At 38.4% G+C, this 18,480-nt stretch carries 13 protein-coding genes, 1 tRNA gene and 1 pseudogene; 8 read left to right on the forward strand and 7 right to left on the reverse strand.

The window, feature by feature from the left end:
• Window positions 1-109 precede the first annotated feature (109 nt).
• From surE to lpxB, 3 genes are read left to right on the forward strand one after another with little or no spacing between them, the layout of a single operon-like run.
• A complete protein-coding gene (gene surE / locus H0W62_07545; protein ID MBA3648389.1) occupies window positions 110-901 on the forward strand; it encodes a 5'/3'-nucleotidase SurE in 792 nt (263 codons plus the stop codon).
• Window positions 885-1,196 (forward strand): hypothetical protein, encoded by a 312-nt coding sequence (locus H0W62_07550; protein MBA3648390.1) that lies wholly within the window; start codon window positions 885-887, stop codon window positions 1,194-1,196. Before surE ends, H0W62_07550 begins: the two co-directional genes overlap by 17 nt.
• On the forward strand, window positions 1,196-2,296 hold the full coding sequence (gene lpxB, locus H0W62_07555) for a lipid-A-disaccharide synthase (GenBank protein MBA3648391.1): 1,101 nt from the start codon (window positions 1,196-1,198) through the stop codon (window positions 2,294-2,296). Before H0W62_07550 ends, lpxB begins: the two co-directional genes overlap by 1 nt.
• 14 nt (window positions 2,297-2,310) lie before the next feature.
• Here lpxB and H0W62_07560 read toward each other — a convergent pair.
• Window positions 2,311-2,384, reverse strand: a tRNA-Ala gene (locus tag H0W62_07560).
• A 103-nt stretch (window positions 2,385-2,487) separates the two neighbouring features.
• Between H0W62_07560 and H0W62_07565 the strand changes: the two genes are divergently transcribed.
• Window positions 2,488-3,861 (forward strand): dipeptidase, encoded by a 1,374-nt coding sequence (locus H0W62_07565; protein MBA3648392.1) that lies wholly within the window; start codon window positions 2,488-2,490, stop codon window positions 3,859-3,861.
• A gap of 49 nt (window positions 3,862-3,910) precedes the next feature.
• Here H0W62_07565 and H0W62_07570 read toward each other — a convergent pair whose 3' ends face one another.
• The 3 genes from H0W62_07570 to H0W62_07580 form a co-directional block, all read right to left on the reverse strand.
• A complete protein-coding gene (locus H0W62_07570; protein ID MBA3648393.1) occupies window positions 3,911-6,226 on the reverse strand; it encodes a BamA/TamA family outer membrane protein in 2,316 nt (771 codons plus the stop codon).
• Between the two features lie 27 nt (window positions 6,227-6,253).
• Window positions 6,254-11,095 carry a translocation/assembly module TamB gene (locus H0W62_07575; GenBank protein MBA3648394.1) on the reverse strand — a complete coding sequence of 1,614 codons (4,842 nt, stop codon included), beginning with the start codon at window positions 11,093-11,095 and terminating at the stop codon, window positions 6,254-6,256.
• A gap of 390 nt (window positions 11,096-11,485) precedes the next feature.
• Window positions 11,486-12,079, reverse strand: a complete 594-nt coding sequence (locus H0W62_07580) for an NAD(P)H-dependent oxidoreductase (GenBank protein ID MBA3648395.1) — start codon at window positions 12,077-12,079, stop codon at window positions 11,486-11,488.
• A gap of 167 nt (window positions 12,080-12,246) precedes the next feature.
• Here H0W62_07580 and H0W62_07585 point away from each other — a divergent pair, with 167 nt between their 5' ends.
• Complete coding sequence (locus H0W62_07585; GenBank protein ID MBA3648396.1) at window positions 12,247-12,891, forward strand: hypothetical protein; 645 nt, start codon at window positions 12,247-12,249, stop codon at window positions 12,889-12,891.
• Between the two features lie 11 nt (window positions 12,892-12,902).
• Here the strand turns inward: H0W62_07585 and H0W62_07590 are convergent, their stop codons facing one another.
• The 3 genes from H0W62_07590 to H0W62_07600 all read right to left on the reverse strand — a co-directional run bounded on the left by H0W62_07590 (window position 12,903) and on the right by H0W62_07600 (window position 15,928).
• The gene (locus H0W62_07590; protein ID MBA3648397.1) at window positions 12,903-13,640 is read right to left on the reverse strand and encodes a polyprenol monophosphomannose synthase; all 738 of its coding nucleotides are present in this window, start codon (window positions 13,638-13,640) and stop codon (window positions 12,903-12,905) included.
• A 146-nt stretch (window positions 13,641-13,786) separates the two neighbouring features.
• The gene (locus tag H0W62_07595; GenBank protein ID MBA3648398.1) at window positions 13,787-14,557 is read right to left on the reverse strand and encodes a 3'-5' exonuclease; all 771 of its coding nucleotides are present in this window, start codon (window positions 14,555-14,557) and stop codon (window positions 13,787-13,789) included.
• A 6-nt stretch (window positions 14,558-14,563) separates the two neighbouring features.
• Window positions 14,564-15,928 (reverse strand): peptidoglycan synthetase, encoded by a 1,365-nt coding sequence (locus H0W62_07600; GenBank protein MBA3648399.1) that lies wholly within the window; start codon window positions 15,926-15,928, stop codon window positions 14,564-14,566.
• A gap of 86 nt (window positions 15,929-16,014) precedes the next feature.
• On the opposite strand from H0W62_07600, the gene H0W62_07605 reads away from it, so the two are divergent.
• The 3 genes and pseudogenes from H0W62_07605 to H0W62_07615 all read left to right on the forward strand — a co-directional run bounded on the left by H0W62_07605 (window position 16,015) and on the right by H0W62_07615 (window position 18,464).
• On the forward strand, window positions 16,015-16,161 hold the full coding sequence (locus H0W62_07605) for a hypothetical protein (protein ID MBA3648400.1): 147 nt from the start codon (window positions 16,015-16,017) through the stop codon (window positions 16,159-16,161).
• Window positions 16,162-16,386: 225 nt separating this feature from the next.
• Window positions 16,387-16,952, forward strand: a pseudogene (locus H0W62_07610) (MarC family protein).
• Between the two features lie 114 nt (window positions 16,953-17,066).
• Window positions 17,067-18,464, forward strand: a complete 1,398-nt coding sequence (locus H0W62_07615; protein MBA3648401.1) for a Tat pathway signal protein — start codon at window positions 17,067-17,069, stop codon at window positions 18,462-18,464.
• The last annotated feature ends 16 nt before the right edge of the window (window positions 18,465-18,480 follow it).

Below are 18,480 nucleotides of genomic sequence, written 5' to 3' on the forward strand. Positions count from 1 at the left end.
ATGAATTCCTGTGGTTTTTGCAGTTGCTTTCCTTTCTTTGCTTTTAATCTGATAATTGAAATGATAGCAACTTTTAAGTAAATACTGCAAAAGGTATTAAGGTAAGAATATGATTCAAAAAAAGCAAAAACCATTAATTCTTGTTACTAATGATGATGGCATTACTTCCCCTGGTATTAATGCATTAGTGGAAGAGATGCGACATTTTGGAAAAGTAATAGTAGTGGCTCCCGATAGTCCTCAATCCGGAATGGGACATGCTATTACTATTGACAATTTACTCCGCCTTGAACATATTAAAATATTTGACGATGTGGAATCTTACCAATGCAGTGGTACGCCTGTAGATTGTGTAAAGGTTGCCGTAGATAAAATAATTAAAGGGAAACCGGATCTGTGCGTATCAGGCATTAATCACGGTTCCAACTCTTCCATCAATGTAATTTATTCCGGAACAATGTCGGCAGCTATGGAAGCTGCAATCGAAGGGATTGATGCCATTGGCTTTTCTTACCTTAATTATTCATTTGAGGCAGATCTTACCCTGCCTAAAAAAGTGGTTCGTCACATTACACCACGGATATTGAAGAATGGTTTGCCAAAAAATATTTTACTAAATGTGAATATTCCAAATATTACTGAAGCACATTATAAAGGTGTTAAGGTCTGCCGGCAGGCCGTAGCCAAATGGGAAGAAGAATTCTCAGAACGTATTGATCCGCGTGGAAAAAAATATTACTGGCTCACCGGGAAGTTTGTTAATAAAGACAGTGGAGAAGATACGGATGAATGGGCTCTCGCTAACGGATATACTTCTATAGTGCCGGTGCAGTTCGATCTTACGGCTCATCAGGCCATTCCATACATTAATGAGTTGCACTTTGATGGAGAAGCGAAATAGAAAAACTGCTGGCTACGATAATCCTTATTTTGGAGCTTTTCTGGGATTAACGTTCCCTATAATTGCATTTCTGTTGTTCTGGGTATATGAATTTTCCGATCAGTATAGTTTATCAGAGTATTATGATACACTTTTTAATAAAAGCCAGATGTCGGCCGTATTAAGTCTTTCAGTATTGGCAAATCTCCCTGTTTTTTTTCTCAACCTGTGGAACCAAAGATATGGAAACGTAAAAGGTATATTGGGCGCAACTTTTTTATATGGCGCTCTTATTATTCTCTTTAAATTCTTTTAATGAAGCTGTATATTATAGCCGGAGAAGCATCGGGTGATCTTCACGCTTCTAACCTTGTTAAACAGATAAGGCTCATTAATCCTCAAGTGCAATTCCGTGGTTTTGGAGGCGATTTAATGCAGAACCAGGGAGTACATCTTACAAAGCATTACAGTGAAACTGCTTTCATGGGCTTTTTTGAAGTATTAACTCACCTGAATAAAATAATGGGATTTATTGAGCTCTGTAAAAAAGATATTATTAGCTGGAAACCTGATGCGCTGATCCTGGTTGACTATCCCGGCTTTAATTTACGAATAGCCGAATTTGCAAAGAACATGGGACTAAAAGTTTTTTACTACATCTCACCGCAGGTATGGGCGTGGAAAGCATCACGCGTTAATAAGATTAAAAAATATGTGGACAGGATGTTTGTAATTCTTCCTTTCGAAAAATCCTTTTATGGAAAATGGGGTCATGAAGTGGAATTTGTAGGGCATCCATTACTAGACGCCCTTTCAGGCTTTGAATCAAATAAAAATCAGGGAGCCAAAGATGATGAGCAAATAGTGGCCCTCTTGCCTGGTTCCAGGAGACAGGAAATAAAAAAAGTATTACCTGTAATGACCAGCGTCATTAAAGACTTTCCCGGTTATCGTTTCATTGTAGCAGGAGTTGGTTCTGTGGAAAAGCAGGTTTATCAATCCATTATTCAAAAATCGAGGTGTGAAATAATTTTTAATGATACCTATTCCCTATTGGCTACGGCCATGGCGGCAATCGTTACCTCGGGAACAGCAACACTCGAAACAGCTTTATTCAATGTTCCTGAAGTCGTCTGTTACAAAGCAAATCCGGTCTCTGTTTTTTTAGCAAGGAAGATGGTAAGTATAAAATACATTTCCCTTGTAAATCTAATTGCTGATAAGGAAGTGGTAAAGGAATTGATTCAGCATCAGGCGAACTATGAAAATATTAAATTTGAATTGAAAAGATTGCTTGAGGACAATAACTACCGTAATCGTATTTTATCAGATTACGAAATGCTAAAGAACAAACTTGGAGGAATGGGTGCTTCCCAAAAGACAGCAGCAGCAATACTTGAAATGCTGCAGAATTAATGAAGAAAAAACTGTGGAGATAAGGGGAGTCGAACCCCTGACCTCTTGCATGCCATGCAAGCGCTCTAGCCAACTGAGCTATATCCCCTTTTGTAGCATGCAAATATAATCATTGCTAAAATGCGGGAAATCGCATTTATCATTTTAACTACTGTAACATCTAACAATTATATTTGTCAAAATTTTTTTAAATGGATGTTCTTCCCTATCTCAACTTAAATAAAGATCGCTTCCTGAGTGAATTATTTGAAATGCTTCGCATTCCATCTGTCAGCGCAGATCCAAAGTTCAGCGATGATGTATTTGAAGCAGCAGAATATGTGAGGAAAAAAATTTCAGATGCTGGTGCAGATAATGCAGAGCTCATTCATACCGAAGGGTTTCCTGTGGTATATGGAGAAAAAATTATTGATCCGCAGTTGCCCACTGTACTGGTATATGGTCATTATGATGTGCAGCCTGCTGATCCGTATGATTTATGGGAGACTCCTCCGTTTGAACCCGAGATTCGGGGAGAAAAAATTTATGCACGTGGTTCATGTGATGATAAAGGTCAAATGTATATGCATGTGAAAGCTTTTGAGATTATGATGAAAACAAAATCGCTGCCATGCAATATCAAGTTTATGATCGAAGGGGAGGAGGAAGTTGGATCTGCACATTTAAATGATTTCCTGGTTAAAAATAAGGACAAATTAACTGCTGATGTAGTTGTAGTTTCTGATTCCTCCATGATATCAATGGATTGTCCCTCTCTTACAATCGGCCTGCGTGGCTTGAGTTACATGGAAGTGGAGGTTACTTCTGCCAATCGTGATTTGCATTCAGGAACATATGGAGGTGCTGTTGCAAATCCGATTAATATTCTTGCTAAAATGATTGCCTCGCTTAAGGATGAAAATAACCACATTACAATACCTCATTTTTATGATGATGTAATTGAATACAGTGAGGTGCAACGGGCCGAAATGTCGAAACGTCCATTTAACCTGCAGCAATACATGGAGGAATTGGGTATTAATGATATAGAAGGTGAAAAAGGCTATACCACCGTGGAGCGGGCTACTATTCGCCCAACCCTTGATTGTAATGGAATCTGGGGAGGATATACAGGAGCAGGTGCTAAAACGGTGCTTCCCTCAAAGGTCTTTGCAAAAATTTCAATGCGATTGGTTCCAAACCAGACCAGCGATAAAATTTCCGACCTTTTTGCAAAACATATAGAATCCATCGCCCCTAAATCTGTTACGATAAAAATAAATCGCCACCATGGCGGAGAGCCGGTTGTAACGCCGACTGATTCTATAGCGTATGCGGCTGCCCGAAAAGCCATAGAGAAAACATTTGGTAAAATCCCGATTCCTACCTTTGAGGGTGGAAGTATACCGGTAATTGCTTCATTCGAAAAAATCCTGGGGATCAAATCTCTTTTAATGGGATTTGGCCTTGATAGTGATGCTTTACATTCACCAAATGAACATTATGGCCTTGCAAACTTCTATAAAGGGATAGAAACAATCCCCTTTTTTTATCAATACTTTGCAGAAATGAACCGAAAGCAATAAGTATAGAATGATACAAATCAGGGGTATCGGATCTCTGTTAAATTAATTATTAGAAAGGGTAACCCACGGCAAAGAATACTATTGGTTTGGGTTTTACGCAGGTAGGATCGCTGCTATCGTATGGATGAAAAACCCAATGCTGGCCACAATTCAAAAAAGGATATCGAAGCGGATAACCTACATCAACACGAATTACAAAATAGGTAATATCCAGCCTTAATCCTGCACCGGCATCTACAGCAAGTTGATTGAAAAAATTGTTCAGCTTAAATACAGCATCTTCTCCTAAACTACCAGGGCGAATATTCCAGACATTTCCTGCATCCATAAATAATGCTCCCTTTAAATAGCTGATGATGGGAAACCGGTATTCGAGATTCGCTTCAAGCTTCATATCGGCAACCTGGTTAAAGATGTTTACGGTTTGTAATTGAATAGGAATTGATGCCCCGGGACCTACAGAGGCAAACTGAAATCCGCGTAAACTGCTGGCCCCCCCGCTGGAAAAGCTTTGGTAATAGGGCATTACATTAGAATTCCCATAAGGCAGACCAACACCCACAAAGAGCCGGCTTACCAATTTTGTTACCTTTCCTAACCGGTAATAATACCTGAAATCCAACTGTACCTTAGTAAATTGGGAATATGGATTATTAAAAATTTCGTAGGCATTACTGGTATCCTTTTTAGCGGATGTAACCGATTGCAGGCCATAGATAATATTCCCTGACAGATCGATACGGCCCTGGAAGAAAACGGGGTTTCGAATCCATGGATAAACCTGGTTTGTAAAGGTGTAAGTATAATTGCTTCCAAGGATATACTGCTGTTCGAATTGCTGCAACAGGGATGGATATAATTTGATCAGTGCTTTGAAAGAATCGGTTTCATTGCTTGGGCGGACATAGGTAATAGCAATAGGATTTAATTCATGCTGTTTGGTTAAGGTTTCTTTCCACACATATCCAAAATTGGCACTGTAAGAATTCAGGGTAAATAAACCGGTTCTTACGGCAATTGTATAGTTAGCTCCTATATTGGTGCGGGGTACGAATACACTCGAACCCTGTTTTGTCGGGAACGGAACGAGAAAGCGTGGAAATTGCAATTGAGGGGAAACGCTAAATTGAAATGCACTTGATTGTTGTCCTCCGCGAAGACTTACCTCATAATTTCCATCAAACTTGAGTGAAAATTGTTCTGCTCCATGGAATAAGTTCCTGTTACGGAAAGTAACACTTAGGCCAGGGCCCGTAAAACCGCTTGATTTTGTAACGCCTTCTACCTCCGTTCTTATAGATCCTTTCGCAAAAGGCGTCAGATAGATCCTTGCATCAAGCAAACTGTCGGAACCGATAGATGAAGGCTCCAGCTTAATATTTCCATATTTGAAAGTCCCCAAACCGATCAACCTTCTAAGTGTAAGATCATAATCCTTTGCAGAATATATTTTATTTTTTGAAAAATAAACCTGGTTAGCAATTATTTTAGGCTTGAACTCATGATAAGCGGAAATAAAATAAATACTATCCACTCTTACAGTATCTCCTGACAAAGTATCATTTAGATGCAGGTTGTATTCAGGAAATAAATAAATATCGTTCACGCGATACATATTTGTAGCTTCCTTTGGCAAACCGTTTTTTAGTCGTAGCCATAAATTAATCTGATGGTTCCCTATATTTGTATCAGCCTGAAATAATAAAAAATCCGGGTTAAAATAAAAGTATCCTTCAGTTTTCAGGATGCTATCAATTCGCTCGCGTTCTTTTTTAATAATATCAAGATTATAGCGGTCTCCGGTCCTGATAAATGATTTTGATGCAGCGGCGCCAACTATTTTTTGGAGTCGCTGCGTAGTATCCGTAGGATATTCAAGAGCATCTAAGTAATAAGCAGGGGCAACATTTGCTGTATAAACAATGCTGGCTCTGAGACTATCCTTCACATTAATTTTATAGGTAACAGTTGAATGAAAGTAACCATTAGTTGATAGCCGGTTTTCCATAAGCCGGGATACATGGTCAGGATGCACAGAGCTCATAAGCACGGGAGCCTGACCTACCTTATATTTCCAGAAGTAATGCCAGCCTTTTTTTTTCTTCTTTTTCGGATCCCGGGTATGATAGTAAAAATATAAAGGCAGCTGCGTACCCAGAGTTTTCTTGTTAGGTTTTGGTAGAATAGCCTCTTTTAGTTTTGTATCAATAACAGAGGGTATCGTAGGATTGCTGCCCTTATTTATGTTTAATTCAGCGCCGGTGTAAAGTGGATTTATTGCCTGTAAATGGTTATTAATGCTACAGGATGAAAATCCAATACTTACTACAATCCCTATAAGCATCAAAAACCTGCCATACTGCATTAGAGAAATATAATTTTTGTGAAATAATCAAGGTTGCTGAATTGCTTCCTTTTTCTTCTTTTTATAAATGGAAGCATCTTCTGCCACTTGCTTTCTGAACAGATCAGCAAGTTTATTATAATCCTTTGTGAATGTAAAAGTACCACCCGTCTCTAAAACCTGACCTTCAAAAATATCTCCATAATCCTGCCTGCTAAAAACGCTCGTCCGGAATCTTCCATCGGATGTTATCAGGTATTCGAGCGAAAAATCGCCATTTAAGGTACCAGCGCTTCCGCTCTGTTGTGTGCCGTTGATAGGAAAATGGCTTCCTACATAAAATTGCAATCGGTTATTAAAAAGATTTTTTCTCAGTCCTACGTCCAAAGTCGTAACGGCCTGCGTTCCCGTAGCCGTTACGTCATTATACGAGTTAAGATTAAAATTGAGATTAACACCCTTTACAAAACTTGACGAAAGGCGATTCAATTGACTGGTGAGCAGCTGACTGGCGCTTTTTCGTGCAAAATTTTCAACATAACCTCCACCGCTACCACCTCCTGACGAGGCAAAGGGATCTGCTGGTATAAATGAATTTAAGACCAATAATGCAAAAACCTGTTTGTTTAGCTCCGGTTCATAACTCGGTGAATTTAATTGCGAAAGTTTTTGATACACTGCCCCCCCTGCAGCCCCTCGCTGATTAACCGGTAAGTCAATTCCAAAACTAAGGCCGGGATGCAGCATGCTTCCTTTAAGATTTAGATCCACTTCAAAATCTAGTTCCTGGCTATACTGCGGCACCGCTTCCTGTCCTGATGAAACCCCTTCTTCCAGCAGGGCAGAAGGAGAGGTTCGGGAGGTATAGGTAGCAGTAAGGTCTATATCAGCATTCATTGGATCACCGCTCCAGCTTATCGAACCACCGGGTTTTACCTGAAAATCTCTTTTCAAAAAATTATATAACGTGAGGGAGTAATTACCGCGTAATACTTCAAAACGTCCCGTAAGGGACATTTTTCCACTGGGGTTTAAATCGTAGTTTAAAGAGCCATGGCCCTGAACAGTTAGCTTATCTCCGGCATCAGCATCTACCACAACTTTAAATTTTGCAGAATCATCTACATCAATAGCTGCTGTTATATCGAGACCTGTAAAGGATTTTATAACAGTATCTTTTCTTATTGCAAGCAAAGAATCAAGCTGACTGCCAACGTTTACAAATTCTACAATTCCTTGTTCTGAATTTATGGTAGTATCAGCGTTTGATAAAGCGTATATGAGGTTAGTACCTTCCCTGATTCTTGCCCGGGTATCAATTTTTATCCGGAGAAGGTCACCCCTGATTGTTGTTTTGCTATCGAGATTAAGGATACCAAAGAATAAAGGATTAATTTTTTTACTGGCACTGATTGCCATGAAATTTTCTGTGATGATATCCAGTGCAAATTTGTAGTCCTTATAATCTGTAGTAAACATATCACCATCAACACTGCCGGTATGGTTGTAGTAATCATATAAAGTCAACTCATGAAAGTGAATTCCTGTCTCATCAAATGTGATGGGTTCATCTCCGAATAGTAAGGGGGCATTAGTAGCAACCAGCTGTACAGCAGCACTATCAAACTGTGCTGAACCTCTTATGGCTGGTAATGCTGCAGAACCGGTTATTTTAAAATTTCCTTTCATGCCTCCTTTCATATTTTTAACATATGCAGAGAGAAATGGCTCTAATAATGTAATATTTAAACTATCCATTTTTACAGTAAAATCAATTGCATCTGCACTGCCGGTACGGTAGCTTCCATCTACCAATAACCCGTTTCTCATTCCCTGCAGCTTTAAATTAACATTGTACTGATTTGCTCCTTCATTATTTGCAACAAGTGAAAGATTGCCAAACTGCGTTCTTTTATAACCCAAATCATCAACAGTAATGTTTGAAGTAAAGCCAAATGTTTTAAAATCTTTAATCAGCACCGTTCCATTAACAACTCCGCTCACTTTTTTTGAAGTATCTACCAAAGAGCTTAAAATTTTGCCGAGATTGAATTGTTTGAAGGTGGCTTCCATTGGAGCATTTGGAAGTTCTTTACTGCTGTTTACTAACACAAAGCTGGTATCATTAGAAAGCTGAAAATTGTGCGCGTAATACCCTTTTGTTCCAAAAGACACGTAATTGTCATCCGGGGCTTGCCATTGTTCACCTGCAATTATCAGCCGGTTGGGATTAACATGAAATTTGTAATTACTGTCTTGTTGAGTAAGTGAACCACCTAAATACATTGATGGATTTTCGGGGTCCCTGCCAAATTTGACGAAGGCATTAATGGAGTCATTGCGTGCAGAACCAAACAAAGCCGGGTGTTGAAGTACATATCCTGAATCATAAATACTGCGCAAAGTTACCAGGTAGGTAAATTGTTCGGCATCTGACCTTGCACTCAGATTCAGGGAATCAAACCGTATATTGTTATATACCATTCCACGCGATATACCTGTTATATTGAGAAACTTTTGATTGCTTCGGAATTCGCCTTCTAAATTTACAGAGTCAAGAGACTGAAAACCGGGAACAAAAACCGGAATTAATTTTTGCTGATCAAATATGGAGGCTGCAAAATCAACCCTCGGATTTCCAAATGTATCCGCAGCGATATAATTATCCTTATTAAAATAATAATTAAAATGCTGGATAAGAGCAGATATTCCCTGTGTAGGCGGAATGTTTCCAAGATAGTGTGCAGAAAGAATGGCGGAGAGTAAATCAAGGTTAAACATGCTGTCACGTGTGCTGGCATCCAAATATACCGGCCCCAGTGGATGCTTGATGCCGTTGTGAGCCAGGATTCCATTATCCATTTGAATGCTTCCATTAAGAGTGCGCAGGTCGTTTCCTGTAAAGTCGCCATTAATTTTACCTGAGAATAAAAGATCCTCCTTATAAAAATTTAATTTCCGTAGGTCTGCATAGCCCACATCCAGATCAAAATTATAATTGGGATCGTTCTGATTAAGACTTGCTGCTCCTGCGAACTTAAAAGCAATTGCAGAATCATTAATGGAAGCATCACCATTAAAAAACTGATTTGCAATTTTTCCATTTATAGTAATGTTATGGTAGGTATAGTCGAGGGCATCTATTTTGCTTATTGTTGCATTTATGGTGGTATTTAAATCCTCCAATGAAAATCCTTCACCATTTATATCGGCCTGCATTGTAATGGTACCGATGGTTTCTTTTTGCCTTATAATTTGGCCCAGATAAAAGTCATCAGTTTTGGCAGTAATGCTGTAGTGGCTGACCTTACCACCTGAAGGCTTCATGGTTACCTCAGCTGAAGCACTGCCATCGCTGCCTGAAAGTGTGAGGTAAGAATGAAAATCGGAGACTGAGCCTTTGAAATTTCCGGTAATCAAAAATTTTTCCGGTAAATCGAGTGTCGGAGGCAAACTATTTTCAGGTAATAAGGAAGCTACATCAGCATTAGTTGATGAAAGCTTCGAAATGGTTATATCAAATAAAGCATGATTAACATCAGGTAACCCCCGCACGGATCCAAAGGCTGCTAACTCTGTGTTATAAGCAGGTCTGACGTCGAAGTTTGAAAATGAGAAGTTGTTAAGCTTTCCCTTTACCTGTCCTGAAAAAAATATGGTGCGGTTCTGGTTTGGAACAACATATTGATTTTCTTTTAGAGCAGGATATACCATTAACAGATCACGTATAGAAAGACGGCTGTTTTTTAAAGTAACTGCCATACCCATTTCACCGGGATTATTGGTTATTGATTCAATCGACGGATAGGTAATTGCAACATCTGTTCCTATGCGGCTGCTTCCGGTTTCAGCCAAAAAATTTTTCATCGAAAAACCTGTTTCAGTCATGCTTATTAAGGCGGTTAATGATTTCAGTTCGAAACCACTTTTATCTTGCGCAGAAAGATTTTTAATGTTTGCAGAAATATTTGTTCCTTCAAAAGAAATATCCTGAATCTGCGTATTTACATCTTTTAGCCCAAGATGATTATAGTCTACCGCATTTTGTACAAAAGGAGCATTTCGTATATCATAACTATAGTTGAATCCTTTTAAGGTTAGCCCCTTAACAGAAATATTTAATGGAACAGTGCTATCCGCTGATGAAACCGTAGTTGAAACAGACGTATCCTTAATTGAGCTAAAATACCCGGATGAATTTTCAAGATCAATCTTCTCAAATTTAAAGATTTGTTTATCCAGATCTATAGTCCCAGGTCTCACTTCACAAATGCCAATTGCTGCAGCTGTTCGTATATGGGTGGCAGAATCAGCATAGAAAAAATTTACATTATTAACAAGGATTTTTTTTGCCCCTATCTGATATTCAAAGGGAGAGGAAGCAGGTGCGGAAGCGGAAGATGCAGGCAACGTGTTTACGATGGATATATTTGAATTTTTTATCTCAAGGTCGCCCGCAATAAATTTTTTTTCATTAAAATTGAATGAACGAAACGGAGCACTAAGTGATCCGATCTTTACATCCATATTGCTACCGCTAACTGAGTCATGATAGGTAAAGAGCACATCTTTAAAAGATGCATTATCGAGAATAATATTCATCGTGCCGGCTGAATCGGCAGTGACTGGTGCAGGAGAATCTGAAGAAAAAGCATTTACAATAAAATCAAAGTTATAACTGCTGTCCGGCAATGTCCGGTTAATATGTACTGTAGCATTTTCAAGGGAAAAGGAATGGATGATGACAGCATTTTTAAATAAGGTCATCATATCAATATCTATAAAAACCTTTCCTGCGAAAAGCAGTGTATCTTTCTTGTCATCTTCAATATAAAAGTTTTTAAAATAAAGAGATTTCGGAAATGAAAGGTTTATTTCTTCCAATTCCACTTTTGTATGAAGTTTATTGGAAAGATAGCCAGTAAGGCGATGTACAATGAAATTTTGAAAAAAACACGTTTGTAAAAGAATAATAAGTGCAAAAAATAAAACAAATAGAGAAGCAAAAAGCCATAATAATGACTTTATTATTATCCGGGCATATTTAGGAAGTCTTTTAATAAGAAAATTGTTTAGAGAGGTAACGCTGCCAAAAGTACATTTCGTGTAAGAAATTTTTATGCCTAAGAATTGGCATTCCCTAAATTCCTGGAATTACCGGATTAATAATATGTGAAGTTTTGAAATAAATAAAAAGTGGAGGTTAAATACAGGGAATTAGTTTCCTGGCATCTGTGTGTTAAAATGTAAAAAGCATTACAAGGTTAGGCAGAAATCGGTTTATGCATGCTTATAGTCCGGTTCGGATTTTAATTCAATATTTTTCCTGGTGTGAATAGCCTGGGCGAGCCAGATAAAATCACGCAGAAATGCCATTACATTTTTTTCAAAGCTTGCATCTAATAGATTGCCGTTTTCATCGAAACGGTGATTGATTTGAGGTACCAGCAGCATTTGCGGTACCGGAATAGCATAAATTGCAAGAATAAGCTGTTGAAGGTGTAGTCCGGCTCTTATTCCTCCCAGCGCGCCTGTGGAAACGGCAGTTACACCAATCGCTTTTTTTTCAAATGCTTTAATGCTAAAGTAATCGATCATATTTTTTAAAGCGAGAGAATAGCTGCCATTGTATTCAGGAGTTACAAAAATTAAAGCATCAGCATCCAGCAGCTTGTGATGCAGTTCTACACACATCGCTGGTGGATTTATTTCCTTATCAAATACTTCTTTCCAGATGGGATAATCATAAACAGCAAGGTCAATTACTTCCGGATGCAGATGAGAATTAGATTTCATTTGCTGTAGTAAATGTGCAGCTACGCGGCGTGTGGAAGCATGTTCTCTGATACTGGCAGAAATAATGGCAATATTCATGTAAAAGCTTTCAGCGGTTTACAGCACCTATTAAAGTCGGCAATGATTAAGGATAAAGATATGATCAAAATTATTCTCCGGTTTAAATTGAATATAGAAATGATATAATGTTTATTGCTTAATAAAGAATATTATTTTGCAGCTGACTCTATGGTATGAAGTGGAACATGAAGTGTCTTTTAACTATTCTGCTATTTTTATTTACTGGTACCGGGGTAACAATGGCACAGCTGAATGAAAAGAACCTGGAAGGGGAGTATGATTTGGAAGGAGTAAGGGAAGTGGGTTCAGGCTTTGTGCTGCATGCTGACCATACTTTTGATTTCTTTTTTTCCTATGGCGCCCTTGACCGCCAGGGGAACGGTAAATGGCAATTGACAGGCAATCAGGTAATTTTTAATTCTGAACCCTGGCCAGGTAGTGATTTCCTTTTGGAACACCATCAGCATTCGCGCCGGTGCAATATTGCTATTCAGATTCAGGATAAGAATAAAATGATATTGAAATATATTCAATGTAAAGTTATCAGTAAAGACAGAGTTCAGGCAGCTGAAACTGACAATGAAGGTTTACTAATTTTTGAACCTCAGCCAATTGACAGTATTTTATTAGTCCATACTTATTTTTCTGATCAGATCTCCTCTTTTCCTATTGATGACAGTACTGAAAACGATTTTTTATTTACACTAAGTCCGACTTTTGGTACAGTATTTTTTAAAGATTTTAAATTGAGTTTAAACGGCGAAAATCTTTCCGGACTGCACCCTATAATAAAGGAAAAAGATATGTACGAGTACATCAAGAATCAGTAAGTTATCTACAACTATTTAGTGTATGAATGGAAGATTCCATTCCACTTCATTTTTAAAACTCCAATAACCGCTTCCTTAAAAATACCTTTGCTCATCTTCGAATTACCTTTTATGCGATCAGTGAATGTGATGGGCACCTCCTTAATTTTAAAGCCCAGCTTCCAGGAGGCATACTTCATTTCAATCTGAAAGGCATAACCCACAAATTTTATTTTATCAAGGTCTATTGCTTCCAGTACTTTTTTCCGGTAACAAATGAAACCTGCCGTAGTATCCGAAATAGGCATCCAGGTAACGAGCCGAACATACATAGATGCATACTTTGACATAAACACGCGACCTGTTGGCCAGTTCTTTACATGACCCCCACGTGTATACCGGCTACCAATTGCTACATCACATCCCTGGTAAGCACAGGCTTCGTATAGCCGCTGTATGTCTTTGGGAGGATGAGAAAAATCAGCATCCATTTCGAATATATACTCATATCCTTTTTCAATGGCCCATTTAAATCCTGCAATATATGCAGTGCCGAGTCCCTGTTTATTTTTTCGTTCGAGGAGAAAAAGTTTATCAGGATATGATTTCTGAAGGCTTTTTACAGCAGTTGCAGTCTGATCCGGAGATCCGTCATCGAGAATTAATACATTGGCTTCAGGATAAAGAAAAAAAATTTCACCGATCATCCGGGAAATATTTTCCCGCTCGTTATAAGTCGGTATGGTAATAATGGTATTTTTCAATCCGATGGTATTCCTCAATCTAACGTAACCTGACTTGATCAGGATACATTTTGGAGTATATTTAAGTCATGCGGCAATTTATGTTTAGTATCTGACTCAGCCAAGTAAACAGCATTTAGATTGATAAAACCAGACAATACGTAAGTAAACGATTATTTATTATTTCGCATACGTTCCCGAATCGCTGAAATTTTATTTTTGAAGTCAAGCGGGAATTCTCCCTTCATAAGCCAGTCAAAATAGCTGGGTTCCACCCTGAAAACCTCTTCAACTTTTTTTCCTTTATGCTTTCCAAAATTGAACATCTCCATGCCGTCTTCGAAATACATCCTCTTCCCCAGATCTACAAAGTCGCCGTCTTTTGAAAACTCATGAAGAAAATCAATATCGTTTTTTAAATCTTCCATGTAGTGGTCCAATTGAGCTTTTAATACCTCAAAGGTTGCTTTCACATCTGCCATCGCGCCGTGGGCATCCGTGAGGTCTTTACTGCAATAAAATTTGTAAGCTGCTCCCAGGGTCCTTTTTTCAAGGTTATGGTAGATACGCTGCACGTCGATAAACTTACGCATTGAGACATCAAAAATTACCCCGCACCGGTGAAATTCTTCCAGCAGAATTGGAAAATCAAAACGCGTGGAATTAAAGCCAGCTAAATCACATTCATCCAGAAATAAAAAATATGTTTTTGCTATGTGCTCAAAAAATGGGGCGTCTTTAACGTGTTCGTCGCCTATGCCGTGGATAGCTGTCACATGCTTTGGTATGGGTATTTTTGGATTGATCCGGGTTTGCTTTTCATGAATGTTTCCATCGGGCATAATTTTTAAAACCGCTATTTCGATAATCCGGTCCTTGACGAAGTTAATTCCGGTAGTTTCAAGGTCAACAAATGCAAGGGGACGCTTTAAATTAAGATCCATTATTTTTTACACATTCTTCATGACAAATGTACTTAACTCTTTGAAATCTAACCCCCCAAAATTCCCTGAGCTCATCATCAGTAAATTGCTTTTTTTCCATTTAACAGAACGAAGATATTCGTCCAAAACATTTGTATCGGTGATAACCTGAATGGACGAATCGCCGAATGATTCTCTTACAAAATCCGGATCATACGGAACCAGCTGTTTTAGATTAAAAGTATGCTCGTTAAAAAAAATTATTTTAATATCTGCCTCTTTCATGGTTCCCTCATATTCTTTAATGAAAATGCTGTTCAGGCTGCTGTAAGTATGTAACTCGAAACAGGCGATAAGCCTGCGATCCGGAAATTGTTCTTTTACGGCTGCTATAGTTGCTTTTAGCTTGGAAGGAGAATGTGCAAAATCCTTAAATACTGCAGCTTCATTATTTTGATCTAACAATTCAAGCCGTTTTGCAGCACCTCTAAAATCACCGATAGATGCCAGGCATTTATCTTCGCTAATTCCCAACGCTTTACAAACTTCTATTGCCCCGGCCAGGTTCTGAAGATTATGCTTTCCAAAAATCTGAAGTGGTATTTCCTGGTTCCTGTCTATAAAGAAAGTCTGATGTTTGTCAATTTTGAAAGAAGGAGTATAGTAAGGAATTTTATGAATGTTGCTTTTAAGGTTGCTTACAATATCTGCAACCTGAGAATCTTCATTGTTATAAATGATTGTTCCGTTTACAGGTATTAGCGAAGCAAATTTTTCAAATTGCTCCACGTAATTTTCAAACGTGGGAAATACGTTAATATGGTCCCAGGATATACCGCTGATCAATGCAAGGTGTGGTCTGTAAACGAGAAACTTTGGTTGCTGATTAAGAGTAGAATCAGGATATTCATCACCTTCCAGAATAATAATTGGTGCCTTTTCTGTAAGTCGCACTGTGAGTTCGTAACCAGGCAAAGCCGCACCTATCATATAGTCTGCATCAATATTATTTTTCTTAAGAATATGAAGGATCATAGCGGTAATGGAAGTTTTTCCATGACTTCCAGCTATTACTATCCTGGTCTTATTTTTTGCCTGTTCATATAAGAATTCCGGATACGAATAAATTTTCAAACCTAAATCCACTGCTTTAAGTAATTCAGGATTCTCAGGTTTTGCATGCATTCCTAATATTACCGCATCAATGTTTTCCGTTATCCTGTTTTCGTTCCAACCCTCAGTTTCGGGTAATAAATTATACTTTGAAAGGTTACTTCTGGCAGGCTCAATTATTTCATCATCGGAACCCTGGACTTCATATCCTTTCATTTTTAAAGCGATTGCAAGATTATGCATTACACTTCCGCCAATGGCGATAAAATATATTTTCATCAGTCAATTTTGAGAACACAATGATTCGCTTTATTTTTGTTAAAATAACACGTACAACAAACAAAGTTTCTATTTTAAATAACGGTATGATAAATAAACCTTCATTATTGCAGCGTATAGCATTTCTTGTGCTTGTTATAGGTGCAACAATTATCAGTTCATGCGGTACGCAAAGAATGGGATGCCCTGGATCTATATCTCAAACAGAACGGGCAACGCCGTCGCATGGCTAACTTCAGCAAGTTTAAACAAAGACCGCGCTGAATCTATTCCTAATCCTATCACTTGGTTAAAGTACCCACATTGCTGTAGTAGCAGAAGTAAACCTTGCGTTAATCGTTAGCTGTTTACACTTAATAATATAACTCACATATAAGGTGATGCATAATGAATCACCGAGATGAGCTGTGAGGGAGTAGAGCAGAAAATATTCGGCATATTTACGCAAAAGAAGTTCAATGAATATTAACGTGAAAGATATTGGTGCCATTACCATGATTCTTTTCGCTGTAATAGACGTGGCCGGTTCCATTCCGGTACTGGTTGACATACAAGCAAAAACAGGCAGATTAAATGCTGGAAAGATTACTGTTGCTTCCGGCATTATTATGATTGTTTTTTTATTTCTCGGGAAATCTATCCTCGGATTAATTGGCTTAGACGTTAAATCATTCGCAATAGCCGGTTCATTGATCCTGTTTTTTCTTGCTCTTGAAATGATTTTGGGTATAAATTTTTTAGGGGTGAAACATCAGCGGCAGCATCAATTGTTCCGATTGCTTTTCCATTAATTGCGGGTGCTGGAACATTAACTACTCTCTTATCACTGCGCGCTCAGTACGAAGAGGTAAGCAATATCATTATTGGTATCCTGATAAACCTTGTTATTGTATTCTTTTCACTTAAAAATCTTTACCGTTTGGAAAAATTGCTAGGCCAGGGAGGAATAGACATTTTACGGAAAATTTTCGGAGTAGTGTTACTTGCATTGGCGGTAAAGCTCTTTAAGATAAATGCGTATTGACTGTTGGTGCGTTTATTAATTTATTTAAGTTATCCCATTCATAACAATCACATGGGCATGCATTACATTTATCCGATCGAAAGTAATTTATAAATAAGATAAGGAATTACATAAATGAAATTTTATCTGACCTTAAGCGTCGTTACAATATCAATAATAGTTGACTCATGTAATGGGGGAGCACCCCGTAACAATATATTAGTTGCTGAAGATAGCACGCAAAAGGTTGATTCTTCATTTCTTGATTCACTTTCTCTCCATACATTCCATTATTTCTGGGATCTTGCAGAACTATCAAACGGAAATATTCCCGACCGTTGGCCTACAGAGAGCTTTTCCAGTATAGCAGCTACGGGTTTTGGACTTACATGCTATCTGGTTGGTATTGATCGCGGTTATATAAGCAGACAGCAGGGGGCTGAACGGGCATTAAAAACCCTGCTATTTTTTGCAAATGCTCCAAAAGGGGATTCAAAGGCAGGCATTACCGGCAACCATGGGTTTTTTTATCATTTTATTGATATGAAAACAGGTTTGCGTTTTAAGGACGTAGAGCTATCCACTATAGATACAGGATTATTAATGGCGGGAATTCTTTCCTGCCAAACCTATTTTGACGGAGAAAATGATACAGAGCGTGAAATTCGTGAATTGGCAGATTCCCTTTACAGAGGTGTACAATGGAATTGGGCTATGAATGGAGGAAAAACTATGAGCATGGGCTGGCATCCGGAAAGTGGATTTCTGGATGTTTCGTGGAAAGGATACAATGAAGCAATGATCCTATACATACTGGCACTTGGATCGCCAACGTACCCGGTACCGCCTTCTGCATGGGAAGAATGGACAAAGACCTATTTGTGGGCAAAATTTAATGGACAGGATATGATCAATTTTGGTCCCCTCTTCGCACATCAATATTCACAGATGTACATTGATTTCAGGGGAATCAGGGATTCTTTTATGCGCAGCAAAGGGATCGATTATTTTGAAAATTCCAGGAGGGCGACCTACTCAAACCGCACTTATTGTAGTAATAATCCGGCTGGGTTTGATGGCTACAGCGAAACAATTTGGGGATTAACAGCTTGTGATGGTCCGGGTAATTCCAATAACGTAAATCCAAATATATCTTTTATGGATTATGCTGCCCGTGGTGCTGCCAAAGGCAATATAGTGGATGATGGTACTATTGCTCCTACAGCTACGGGTGGTTCGGTTGCATTTGCACCGGAAATTTGCATACCCGCATTGGAAAACATGTACCGTAAATATGGAGATAAAATATACGACAGATATGGCTTTAAGGATGCCTTCAACCTGAGTTTTTTAAGCAAAGACGGTATTCAAGGATGGGTTGATGTGGATTATTTAGGTATAGATGAAGGTCCTATTGTTATTCAGCTTGAAAATTATCGTTGTGGCTTGATTTGGGATCTGATGAAAAAAAATAAGTATATAGTAACGGGTTTAAAGAAGGCAGGATTTACCGGCGGATGGCTGGAACAATAGCTAGTTACAAATCTGA

This window comes from Chitinophagales bacterium (assembly GCA_013816805.1).
In the GTDB taxonomy this organism is placed as follows: Bacteria; Bacteroidota; Bacteroidia; order Chitinophagales; family UBA10324; genus MGR-bin340.

What these genes read in the sequence shown, in the direction of transcription:
- H0W62_07580 (MBA3648395.1), bottom strand. Translation starts at nt 12,079, where the DNA reads ATGAATATTGCCATTATTTCTGCCAGTATCAGAGAACATGCTTCCACA.
- H0W62_07605 (MBA3648400.1), top strand. Translation starts at nt 16,015, where the DNA reads ATGATAAATAAACCTTCATTATTGCAGCGTATAGCATTTCTTGTGCTT.
- lpxB (MBA3648391.1), top strand. Translation starts at nt 1,196, where the DNA reads ATGAAGCTGTATATTATAGCCGGAGAAGCATCGGGTGATCTTCACGCT.
- H0W62_07585 (MBA3648396.1), top strand. Translation starts at nt 12,247, where the DNA reads ATGAAGTGTCTTTTAACTATTCTGCTATTTTTATTTACTGGTACCGGG.
- H0W62_07615 (MBA3648401.1), top strand. Translation starts at nt 17,067, where the DNA reads ATGAAATTTTATCTGACCTTAAGCGTCGTTACAATATCAATAATAGTT.
- H0W62_07595 (MBA3648398.1), bottom strand. Translation starts at nt 14,557, where the DNA reads ATGGATCTTAATTTAAAGCGTCCCCTTGCATTTGTTGACCTTGAAACT.
- H0W62_07600 (MBA3648399.1), bottom strand. Translation starts at nt 15,928, where the DNA reads ATGAAAATATATTTTATCGCCATTGGCGGAAGTGTAATGCATAATCTT.
- H0W62_07565 (MBA3648392.1), top strand. Translation starts at nt 2,488, where the DNA reads ATGGATGTTCTTCCCTATCTCAACTTAAATAAAGATCGCTTCCTGAGT.
- H0W62_07570 (MBA3648393.1), bottom strand. Translation starts at nt 6,226, where the DNA reads ATGCAGTATGGCAGGTTTTTGATGCTTATAGGGATTGTAGTAAGTATT.
- surE (MBA3648389.1), top strand. Translation starts at nt 110, where the DNA reads ATGATTCAAAAAAAGCAAAAACCATTAATTCTTGTTACTAATGATGAT.
- H0W62_07550 (MBA3648390.1), top strand. Translation starts at nt 885, where the DNA reads ATGGAGAAGCGAAATAGAAAAACTGCTGGCTACGATAATCCTTATTTT.